Source organism: Paenisporosarcina sp. TG20, assembly GCF_000286315.1.
In the GTDB taxonomy this organism is placed as follows: domain Bacteria; phylum Bacillota; class Bacilli; order Bacillales_A; family Planococcaceae; genus Paenisporosarcina.
In genome coordinates, this window is the sequence record NZ_ALJG01000338.1 from 19,911 (window position 1) to 29,761 (window position 9,851).

Consider the following 9,851-nt stretch of genomic DNA (forward strand, 5'->3'; position numbering starts at 1 on the left):
TTCACTTTTGGTATCATGAAATTAACATTTGAGACGATAAAAAAGACCGTTTGGTAGTTGGACCCAAACGGTCAATGTAATAGCAGGATTCCCTCCAAGGGGATTGGCAAAATGGTAGGAATAACCCATCTGAGCTCCTAACTCAAGGATGGGTTATTTTTTATGGTTAAATGAAAGTACTAATACAACTACTGTTTCAAATGTTACTGCAAACATCTTATCAATACCTTTTCAAATTTTGTTAGTATTTAAGGAACTTTTTTCATTGAGGATATGTTCAAATCTTAATTTATATTTACTGCTCCGTTACTTCTGCGAGACCACAGCATTAGGGGAATCAAAATCAGGGACAACAATCCGCCAATCAAGGACAATGTAGCATAGCTCGACCCCGCAACCACCATGCCGGACAAGGCACCACCGGAAGCTCCGGATAAAGCAATATACACATCCACTGTCCCTTGGGTCTTAGCCCGTTTTAAAGGTTCCATTGAATCGACCACTTTCGTCGTTCCACTAATCAATCCAATGTTCCAGCCGATCCCAAGAAAAGCCAGCGCCAGGATGAGAAAGAACAAAGAATCACCTGGTGCAAATGTTGCTAAGGCACTCGCTATTGTCAGTGTCGCACCACCAGCAACCGACATGGCAGTGGAGCCAAACTTATCTACAAGGATGCCTGTAAAGAGCGATGGAAGGTACATGGCTCCGATATGGATGCCAATCACCAGCCCAATATCACCAAGATCGTGGCCATGGTGTCTCATATGTACGGGTGTCATCGTCATAATGGCAATCATGATCATTTGTGTCAGCACCATGATGGTAGCACCGGTTGCCACACCTTTCTTGCTGAAGGCTTGGGCAGTATCCAACGATGTCTCTTCCTGGCCATTCTCTTGTTTGTAAGCTTCTATTGCTTTCGCAGTTAAAAATGGATCCGGTCGAAGCAGCAGAAAAATGACCAATCCTGCCAGGATAAAGGCTGTTCCGGATAAAAGGAATGGACCCGCCAGCGCTGGAATTCCGAGTGAGAGAGCAAATTCTCCCATGATATCTACCATATTTGGACCGGCAAACGCGCCGAACGTGGCAGATACCATGATGATGCTAATAGCCTTGGCCCGTTGGTTCTTGCTTGCCAAATCGGTTCCGGCATAGCGGGCTTGCAAATTGGTCGCTGTGCCAGAACCGTAAATTATTAACGAAATAAATAAGAGTGGAATGCTGTTTATTATCGCTGCTAGCACAACGCCCAGCCCTCCAAATCCTCCGAGCATAAAGCCTGTTGTGAGACCTGGACGACGGCCATAGCGCTGGGAAAGCCGGCCTACTAATAAAGCAGCTCCTGCAGAACCTAACGTAAACAAAGCCGTTGGCAATCCAGCATAGGCCGCGGTACCAAGCATTTGCTGAGCCAAAAGAGCGCCTACCGTAATTCCGGCTGCTAAACCCGCACCTCCGAATATCTGAGAGAGACTCGCAATAAAAATGACACGCCGATATAGTTTTTTCAACTTTTCCGGTGAATCTATGTATGGTTGAATGGAATCGTTGGATTTCGCTATCATCATTAAACACCTGTTTCTGTCTAATTTTAGTTTACTTGCTTCGCACGCCTCTTTCTTCCATCTTCAGAATCTTTTCCGTAATGAAATGAGAAATCAAGAAACTGCACAAATATGCGCAATTTCACGTTCCCTTCTAATGAAAAGTTCTATTCTCACGTCACTTTATGCCTTTCTTTTCGAACTCCATCCAGTCTCTGACGTCTTTTTCTAAACGGAATGCCTTGACGCCTCGTGCTTGTAGAAGTTCAACGGCTTCTACTGACATTAGGCAGTAAGTTCCCCGGCAATAAGCCACTACATCACAATTAGTAGGTAAAGATGCAAGTTTTTCTCGTAACTCTTCAATAGGCAGAGAAACAGCACCTGGAATATGCGCTTCGTCATATTCTTCTTTCGGCCGAACATCTAACAGCATGACTTCCCCTCTCTCCATCCGCTTCTTGAGTTCAGGCAGAGATACTCCTTCTATTCCAAATTGTTCGTTCAGGAATTCCCGTTTTATTTGTTGGACCTGTACCAGCTGTTTTTCAGCTAACGAATGCAAAGACTCCAAAAAAGTACTAATTTCTTCGTCGGCTAATTCATAAATGACATAGTTCCCTTGTTTCTTTGATTTGACCATTTTCGAATTAGCGAGGGTTTGCAGATGTTGTGAGACGTTTGCAACAGACATTGCCGTGGTTTTGGCTATAGTCTCCACTGATTTTGGACCATAAGACAAAAGATCAAGAATTTCTAATCGCTTAGGGCTGGATAAGCTCTTCCCAACTCGTGCAAATTCTTGGTACAACAAGTCTTTTAAATTTCGTTCATTAATCATAGTAATTCCTCTCATCTATTCAAGAGTTTTATTGAATACTTAAATAGTAAGTCTACTATTCTCCTGTGTCAACTGTTTTTAGTAATAACTTAGTAGCTTATCTCCAGGGTACTTCATGTTACTGTACTTCCAGAAACAATATGTGCTCAATTTCTATGTCATTTAATTTTTATTGGGGTCACCTCAGATGAAATTAAGTTAGTTGATGCTTAGGAACACAAAGAAGAGAAGGAACTTAGTGTAAAGTTCCCTTCTCTTCTAATAAGTGGTGATATATAAATTAATTTTTTCCTTTTTAATCGGGAAAATGAAAAACTTCTTTTGAAGAGAAGTATTCTCTTTAACAGCAATCACATTTTGTCGATAACTAGTTCTAGACTTAGTTGTTGTTTAAATGAATGATTTTCAAAACTGCCTGCTCAGCTGACTGAAGTGCACCTTCAAGATGGCCGCTGTATTGAGAATTCGTCTCTGTACCAGCAAAAACGACTTTCTTTTCCCATATACCCGCTGCCGGTGGTTGGCCATAGCTCTTGTAATTCTTAAAAGGACTGGAGTCTTCCTCAACAGCCGTTTCAGAATCGATGGCCCAGTCTTTATAAAGGATAGCCTGTGGGTTTTCAGCTTCACTTCCAAAGAGCTTAACCAATTGGTCAGCAACCAATTTCAAAACTTTGTCTTGACCCATCTGTTCACGCACTTCTGCAGGGATTCCGAAGAAACCGAATAATGCACCCGGTCCATTCGCAGGAGAAGCATCATATATCTCTTGCAAGGGCCCGGCAGAACTTAATACTAGTCCAGAAAGACCCGACTCTCTCCAGAACGGACGGTCATAAACTGCAACTGCTTTAGCCTGTGACCCCATCCATGTAGGTTTTTCTGCAATATCAGTAATAAGATTCGGAGGGAGTGCAGGAGAAAATTCAATGTAACGTGCCACAAGACGAGGCGGCAATGCCAAAATGACGGCAGCTGCAGGAATGTTTTCTGATCTTCCATCGGCAAGTTCCGTTTCAACAGTAATATCCCCAGCTTCATCCAGCCGAATTCTCTTGACGCGTGTTTCCAGCTCAATCGTTTCTGGTGGGATCTTCTCTGCCAGTGCATCAATAAGTGACTGCACACCTCCAGTTAATCGAACTCCCCTTTCATCCATGTTTTCCTGCAGCATACAGCGCTCCGGTGGCTTGATTTGGAAACGTTCCACAAGCATCTCGCCTTCGTTAGATTGGACAAAAGTCTCTAAATTCAACTCTTTAACAAGCGCAGCAATATGGCTCTCATTCTGCGGCCAAAACCATGTCGGGCCAAGGTCAAATCTGCCCAGGTCCGATCTGTCTGGAACAGAGGCACTCAGTACCCTGCCGCCAATTCTGTCTCTGGACTCCAGGATCCGGCAGTTAATGCCTTTTTCAATAAGCAGTGTTGCAGCGCGCAGGCCACTTAAACCCGCACCCACAATGATTACAGGGTTGTTCATAATTTGTCCTCCTTCTGACTATGTTGTGTTGTATAAGTATACCTGAAAGGATTCTTCCTTTTAAAACGGGTTACTATGTGAGTTGAAAAAAAGGCGATTGACTCTCTCATACGCCACATAATCATACACCATTAAATATAGAAGAAACCCATTTATATTTAATTTGCAAATACAAACAACAGTCCTTTAATTTCTAATCATTACGACTTTATTGAAGTGGAAATCTAGTCATAAATGCTTGGCTGAATTTCCAAAACCTGCGAGTCAAAATTGTTTTCATCCCTAGGACGCGTATTGTTGTGTTTTTCTTCTACAGTTATCACTTGGTCAAAATGGTCTTTCGCTATATTCCCTGCTTCTATAATAATCTTGTAAGCTACTTCTTCTACCAAATCCATATAGAATTTGATGTATAATATAATTAGATAGTAATGGAACTAGTACATAACGGAGGTTTACGATGAAAGAAACACTTACGATATTACATACAAATGATTTACACGGTCACTATGACTTAGCGCTTAGACAATCAGCTTTAATTAAGAAAAGGAAAAGGAACTAAACGAGCTAGGTCAACATGTAATTGTCTTAGATGGTGGTGACCATATGGATATGAGTATGAACGAATGCTTGGCTACATCTGGTCAAATTCATCTTGAAATGGTAGAAGCTACAGGTTATGATGCCATGTCTGTTGGAAACAATGAACTGTTGCGTTTACCTAAAGAGAAGATTAAGCAGCTAAGTCACGATTCAAAAGTTCCTTGGCTCCTTTTAAATTTAGTAGATTCTGATGGATCTCAAATTGGTGGTACAAGAGAGACATTCATGCTTGAAGTTGGGGACCATTTAAAAGTTGGACTTTTTGGAGCAACTGATCAGTTTGAAGATACATATGAACAGAAACATGGTTTTCGTAATCGAGATACGCTTGAAGCAATAAAACAAGCGGTACAAAAGTTAAAAAACGATGGGGCAAACCTTATTATTTTCCTTTCGCATATGGGATACAAAGCAGATTTAGAGCTTGCCCAAAAACTATCAGGACTCGTTGATGTCATTGTAGGTGCGCATAGTCATACCATAATGAATCAACCAGAAGTAGTATCCGATGTAGTTATTGTACAAGCTGGTTCATTTGGAAAATATGTAGGCGAACTGCAACTTACAGTGGATTTAGACAAAAAGAAAGTCATTAATCATGTCGGAAACCTGACAGAAATAGCCTTGGAAGATGATATTGATTTTGAATTGAGCTCAATTGTTGATAAAGGTCGTTTAGAAACGGAAAAGTTTTTATCAGAAGTTGTTTATTATTCAGCAGAACCAATTACACATGAGGAACTGGTCATGTTAATGGCTCATAGTGTTAAAGATTTTTGGCAAGCTGATGTAGGGATTATGTATGGTGGTGGTGCAACGAATGGTCTAAGAACTGGGGACATCACAAAAGGTAATGTACTAGATTCATGTAAAAGCATGCATGCGCCTGCAATTATAGAGGTAACTGGAGAACAACTTGCCGGTCTAATTCAAGAAAACTACAATGAAGAAATCACCAACCGAAAAGTTTATGGCTCTGGTTTTCGTCCGGCGGGTATATCTATAGGCCAGTTACAGTTTTCAGGTGTGAGCTGGACAATGAAAAAAGATGCCCAAGTTCTAAACATTCAAGTAAACAATGAAGCTATTGATTTAAATAAAAAATATACAGTTGGTACAGCATCTCCCCTTATCTATGAAGAAGTGTGCGGTTACCCCAGCGTTAGAGGAAATAGACTCATTGATTACTCAAAAGTAGTAATGGCAAAAGACGTGTTTATAGACTACTTAAAACAACAATATAGTGAGTTTTATTCAAAATGAATACATTATCCTGTGACAATATTGAGTTGAGTCTAATGGGGATGAAAAGATATTATATAAACGATGGGGATATAGACGTACATATTACCAAAGGGGGAGACAAGGGAAAGCCAATCATTTTTTGTCTTCATGGATTAGGTAGCACAAGTCTAAGTTTCATTGAGATAGCTGAAGAACAAGGGTAAACAAGAGTATCGAATTATTTCGATAGATGCTCCTGGACATGGAAAAACTTCTGCTTTTAGTGAAGAAGTTAAAAATTGCTTTCATCATTAATAAAATTTGTACACATCTAAAAAAATCTTGGGAAACCTTTTACTACATAACAATTTCATAAAAGGTGGATCTATGAAATATCAATGGTTTAATTCAAACCCGCTTTACTAAAATTTTAACTCCATATATTTCCGTAAAGGTATGGCTGCCCACTAGAAAAAGGCAGCCGAAGATGCAATTTCGGCCGCCCTTGTAATTCTTATGCATTGTCCCTAACCATTTTTTAAAAGCTCATTTGCAAGTAATTCATACGATTGAGCCCGGTCTTTGTAGGAGTGAGTTATCGTGACAATCATAAACTCGTCATTGTTATACTCTGTTTGTAATTCACCCAGTTGCTCTATGACTTCTATAGGATTCCCAATGATCGTTTTACGTCGCATAGCTTCAAGCATTTCTTGTTCTACGCTCGTGTATGGGTAGTTTTCTGCTTCCTCAACTGATGGAACTCCTTCTTTACCTTCCCCTTTTGCAAGCTGTAATTTCCAAAGGAATCCACTTAAAGCGAGTCTTTCTGCGAGTTCAGTGGATTCAGCACAAATCACAGATACTGCTACAATAGACTCGGATTGCGGTAGCTTAGCATTAGGTTTGAAGTTCCCGATATATGTGTTCATTATATCTGGTCCGTCTTTATCACTCATGAAGTGTCCGAATGCATAAGCTGTTCCATTCTCAGCAGCTAGTTTGGCACTTTTTATACTAGTCCCTAGAACCCATGGTTGTGGAGAGATTGATGGGACAGGAGCAGCAGAAATTTTGGAGTATTTATGATCGGATGGGAAATCATCATTAATAAAATGAGTGAGTTCTTTAAAAGATTCAGGCATGTTAAATGCGTTCTGTAGATAGTGATCGGATAGCGCCATTGTAACTTCAGCTGAACCACCTGGTGCTCGTCCCACCCCTAAGTCAATGCGACCCGGAAACAAGGTTGCAAGCATATTGTACACTTCTGCAACTTTATACGGTTTATAGTGAGGCAGTAATACCGCACCAGCTCCAATACGTATCGTTTCTGTATGTGCTCCTATGTATCCAAGCATTACTTCAGGCGCAGAACAGGATAACCCAGAAAAATCATGATGTTCTGCGATCCAGTAACGTGTATATCCAAGTCTTTCACCATTTTGGGCAAGGTGCATGGAAGCTTGTAAGGCTTGTCCAGAAGTCTTGTCTTTAGATCTGGGCGATTGATCTAGAATGCTTAATTTCATGCTCATCTCCCCTTTATGACTTACTTCACTTCAACAATCTCTAAGTGAAAATCAGCTACATTTCTTTCATCCGAAAAATCAGTTCTAGAAGTGGAATAGTTAATAATTGTACCTTTGAATGCCAAATCTAGCTCAGGAACTTTTACGTCAAATGTTGTTTTATATAATAGAACGGTGACATCATGATACTCGTTTCCACCTCTAACTTTAAAATCAAATTGAATCTTTTTTAAAACTTGATTATCCTCTTCTATATCACACTCTTTCAAATCTAAAACCTTAAGTACATAATCATCTAAAATAACTTCACTAACCATATATATTACCACTTCCATAGTTGAATTTTAAACGCTTAAAATAAAGAGAGCGCCTAGTATATAACGGGTTCTCTTCTGAGGTGCAAAAACTTAAAACACAACACCAAGGGGCTATCATTTTACAATCAATTTAGTTGTCCTTTGATTGTAGATATCATAATCCTTGCCTAATACCTCCATTTTTAACTATATAAATTGATAGCCTATTTGGTCGCACTACAATAAAAATTGTAATGCAACTAATCCTTCTGCTAATTGAGTCTATACGAACAAAGTTGATTTCCGCTCCATGCGGACGCTTTCCGTGGGGCACGGCTTCAATCTCCTCGGGCCAACAGGATGTTGGCCCGCGAAGACGTTGACTCGCGTAGTGGCGTTCTTAGCCTTCGTTCCATCTTTCCTGCGGGGCTTTCAGCTCGTGCTGTTCCCACTGGAGTCGCCGCCTTGCGCTACAATCAAACGATACCTGTCTAAAATTAACGCATAACAATTAAATGTTCGTGTTTATAATCTAATTGAGGAGTTATGAAATTGACTCAATTGAAATGCTAAAAGCACCTCCAATCTACATCGTTTTTTATAAATAGAAAAGTTAATATTTTGCAAGTTAAAGTGTAAAATGTTGGTATAATAAATACAAGAGATTTTATTTTTTCAACTAGTGAGGCTTTTAGTGAAAGATTGAACATGAACTTCTGATGAAAATAAATTTGAGTAGCAAAGGAGATGATTCAATTGAGGAAAACTTTGGGTATATTTATTGCTCTCTTTTTATTATCTGGTTGTGGAAGTGAAATTCAATCTGAGACTGTTGAACAAATCACGTTGAATTATTGGGATTGGGAGAATGGTGGAGTTATGCAACAAGAAGAAACCATTACAACTAAAAACAAGGAAATTTTAAATACCTTTACTGATGCCATAAACAACGCAGATGAATTAGAAGAAGGAAAAATAATAACGTCAAAACCGTTACTTTCATTATCGATGGTGCTGAATGAAAATGAAGAGAAAAACTATCATTTATGGATTAATACTAATGGCGAAGGTTACATCCAGCAACTTCAACCAGATGAAAATAAAACGTTTAAATTAGATAAGGGAAATGTTGAGATCTTAACAATGTTCCTTAATGAAAAAGAGAACGTAGAGATAATTGATAGGAGTATTGAATTCGAAAAATAATTCCACTTATTGAACTTAAGAGCAGAATACTTTAAGAAGGAATAAATCTATTCTATGGAGATTAATCTGTAAGAATTTTAAAAATATAAGGAGGCGAATAACAAATGGAACAATGGATTTATGCTAATTTTGGATGGATTTTAATTGGTTTATTAGTTGGACTAATTATACTGGGGGTTATTGTAAACAGTTCTTTAAAAGATAATAATAAAAATGATAAACCTCACCGTTTTCCAACCGACAGCGAAGGCGGTAACGGTATGAACTAACGAAGTGCTTTAGTTCAACAATGTCTTATAAGTAAAAGGCTTGGGGTCATATGTCTAACCCGTTTAATAAGGATATGACGTTATTTTATAAATATTGATTGTATGTTTTACGAAAGTATTGTGGAGGTTAGGGATGAAAAAAGTAATAAACATGATTAGTCCTAGTTCAAAAGTGGCTGGGGTGTCGTTACTTGATTTGAAAAAAACAGAAAAAGAACTTGGTGCTCTATTTCCAGATGAATACAAAGAACTTTTTTTAGAAACGAATGGAGCAAAATTTGGTGATTGGATCTTGTTCCCTATTCACACTAATGAATGCTCAGAATTAAAAAATAATATTATAAAACAAAATCAGAACAGACCCACAAATCTACCGAGTGATATAGTTTGTATTGGTGAAAAAATGAGTGGTGACAAACTATGCTATCGAATTAGGAAAAGATTTATGCAGGAACTAATTTATACTTGGAATGACAAAACAGGGTTAGACAAATATGCGTCTTCAACATTAAGTGAATTTATTGATCGACATGTGCCGAAAGTGAATATTAATAAGCCTAAAATAGTTGGTACTTTTACAGTAGGGAGTGGAAGGTTAGTTGTTTCTGATCCATGGTATCAGGTTGATAATGAAGAAGACCTGCAAATCATACTTTCAAATGTAAAAATCGGGAATTGGACAGCAACAATATCATATACACCTGAAGAAGTGGTTAAAAATGTATTCGTGTTTTATGGAGAAAAGAAACCAAGTGGAAAATGGCATGTTTGCGATAAGCTGATTGGAGTTGACTCTGCACAAGCTGGAATTTTTGATATTAAAGTACAAGCGTGTTGATTATGAATA

The 9,851-nt window shown here is 38.8% G+C and carries 9 protein-coding genes and 1 pseudogene; 5 read left to right on the forward strand and 5 right to left on the reverse strand.

Annotated features, from left to right (window positions below):
- Positions 1-284 precede the first annotated feature (284 nt).
- The 3 genes from B371_RS0115140 to B371_RS0115150 form a co-directional block, all read right to left on the reverse strand.
- Positions 285-1,571, reverse strand: coding sequence for an MFS transporter (locus B371_RS0115140; protein ID WP_019415157.1), 1,287 nt, complete (start codon positions 1,569-1,571; stop codon positions 285-287).
- 157 nt (positions 1,572-1,728) lie between these two features.
- Complete coding sequence (locus tag B371_RS0115145; protein ID WP_026023086.1) at positions 1,729-2,388, reverse strand: metalloregulator ArsR/SmtB family transcription factor; 660 nt, start codon at positions 2,386-2,388, stop codon at positions 1,729-1,731.
- A gap of 382 nt (positions 2,389-2,770) precedes the next feature.
- Positions 2,771-3,874 (reverse strand): FAD-dependent oxidoreductase, encoded by a 1,104-nt coding sequence (locus tag B371_RS0115150; protein ID WP_019415159.1) that lies wholly within the window; start codon positions 3,872-3,874, stop codon positions 2,771-2,773.
- Positions 3,875-4,480: 606 nt separating this feature from the next.
- Between B371_RS0115150 and B371_RS0115155 the strand changes: the two genes are divergently transcribed.
- Complete coding sequence (locus tag B371_RS0115155; protein WP_019415160.1) at positions 4,481-5,740, forward strand: bifunctional UDP-sugar hydrolase/5'-nucleotidase; 1,260 nt, start codon at positions 4,481-4,483, stop codon at positions 5,738-5,740.
- Between the two features lie 41 nt (positions 5,741-5,781).
- Positions 5,782-5,983, forward strand: a pseudogene (locus tag B371_RS0115160) (alpha/beta fold hydrolase); the annotation flags it as partial.
- 245 nt (positions 5,984-6,228) lie between these two features.
- Here B371_RS0115160 and B371_RS0115165 read toward each other — a convergent pair.
- Together B371_RS0115165 and B371_RS0115170 are read right to left on the reverse strand one after the other, a co-directional pair.
- The gene (locus B371_RS0115165) at positions 6,229-7,233 is read right to left on the reverse strand and encodes an LLM class flavin-dependent oxidoreductase (protein WP_019415162.1); all 1,005 of its coding nucleotides are present in this window, start codon (positions 7,231-7,233) and stop codon (positions 6,229-6,231) included.
- Between the two features lie 20 nt (positions 7,234-7,253).
- A complete protein-coding gene (locus B371_RS0115170; protein ID WP_019415163.1) occupies positions 7,254-7,550 on the reverse strand; it encodes a DUF3219 family protein in 297 nt (98 codons plus the stop codon).
- A gap of 735 nt (positions 7,551-8,285) precedes the next feature.
- Here B371_RS0115170 and B371_RS0115175 point away from each other — a divergent pair.
- The 3 genes from B371_RS0115175 (at position 8,286) to B371_RS0115185 (ending at position 9,842) form a co-directional block, all read left to right on the forward strand.
- Complete coding sequence (locus B371_RS0115175) at positions 8,286-8,735, forward strand: hypothetical protein (RefSeq protein WP_019415164.1); 450 nt, start codon at positions 8,286-8,288, stop codon at positions 8,733-8,735.
- Between the two features lie 104 nt (positions 8,736-8,839).
- Positions 8,840-9,004: a hypothetical protein gene (locus B371_RS23605; RefSeq protein WP_019415165.1), complete on the forward strand. Its 165-nt coding sequence runs from the start codon at positions 8,840-8,842 to the stop codon at positions 9,002-9,004.
- A 133-nt stretch (positions 9,005-9,137) separates the two neighbouring features.
- Positions 9,138-9,842, forward strand: coding sequence for an SMI1/KNR4 family protein (locus B371_RS0115185; protein WP_019415166.1), 705 nt, complete (start codon positions 9,138-9,140; stop codon positions 9,840-9,842).
- Positions 9,843-9,851 lie beyond the last annotated feature (9 nt).